Genomic DNA, 1,251 nt, shown 5'->3' with positions numbered 1-1,251 from the left:
TCTGGCAGAGAAGTTACATTGGTTTCAAAAGATATGTTGATGAGGATTAAAGCGGATGCTATTGGGCTAATTGCCGAAGATTTTTTAAGCGAGCGAGCGGTAAATGAAGACGCAATTTACAATGGATTTAAAGAGTTATATGTTAATGAAGATGAAATTAACTTGTTTTTTCAAACAGGGGAACTAGATTTACAACAGCAAGTCGCCGAAGCTCTTCATCCAAATGAATTTATCATCCTTAAGAATAGGACAAATCCCTCACATTCAGCAATTGGCATGGTACGTAACCAAGAAGGGTTGCTACAAAAATGTCGTTTCCAAAATGAGCAAGCATGGGGGATACGCCCTCGGAACGCTCAACAAGTTATGGCATTAGAGTTACTATTAAGAAGAGATATTCCTCTTGTGACGATTGCTGGAAAAGCGGGTACAGGAAAAACATTGCTAGCTTTAGCAGCTGGCTTGATGCAAATTGAAGATTTTGGTTTTTACAAAAAATTATTAGTAGCTCGACCAGTGGTTCCTATGGGCAAAGATATAGGTTACTTGCCAGGGGAGAAAGAAGAAAAGTTACGACCTTGGATGCAACCTATATATGATAACCTTGAGTACTTATTTGATGTGAAAAAACCAGGGGAGTTAGATGAGATTCTATCTGGTATAGGTTCGATACAAGTGGAAGCTCTTACATATATTAGGGGCAGAAGCATACCAGAGCAGTTAATATTGATCGATGAAGCGCAAAATTTAACCAAGCATGAAGTAAAAACGATTCTAACTAGGATAGGTGAAGGTAGTAAGATTGTACTACTAGGAGATCCACATCAAATTGATCACCCGTATTTAGATGAATACAACAACGGTCTCATTCATGTCGTAGAAAAGTTTAAAGATCAAAAGCTAAGCGGTCACGTGAAACTTGTGAAAGGAGAACGTTCTCCTTTGGCACAGCTTGCAGCAGATTTCTTGTAATTAAATTATTGCTAGAATGGATAACTAATTTGTATAAATTATTAAGATGAAAACACGCAAGGGAGTGTATACTCCCTTGCTTTTTTGAGTTAATTATCTTTCCATATAAGAGGCATAATCTTGAAGACTTGAATTCAAGATAATTGGAGTGGTCCGATGCGTAAGAAGAGTAGGGTTGGGTAGGAAACAACTCGCTTTCCTGCGGGCGAGCTGGTAAGCCTCCGGCAAATCCCATGCCTTCCGGGGTCTTACCAACCTCTTTCTCCCGCGGGAGTCTCG

1 protein-coding gene is annotated in these 1,251 nt (G+C 39.5%); it reads left to right on the top strand.

Going from position 1 to position 1,251, the window contains the following annotated elements:
* The coding region (locus N782_RS20405; protein ID WP_036824894.1) for a PhoH family protein at positions 1–972 on the top strand (972 nt) is incomplete at its 5' end.
* Between the last annotated feature and the right edge of the window lie 279 nt (positions 973–1,251).

The organism is Pontibacillus yanchengensis Y32, from assembly GCF_000770635.1.
GTDB classification, from domain to species: domain Bacteria; phylum Bacillota; class Bacilli; order Bacillales; family BH030062; genus Pontibacillus; species Pontibacillus yanchengensis.
The sequence above is the reverse complement of the archived record's forward strand: the minus strand, read 5'-3'. Positions and strand labels throughout refer to the sequence as shown.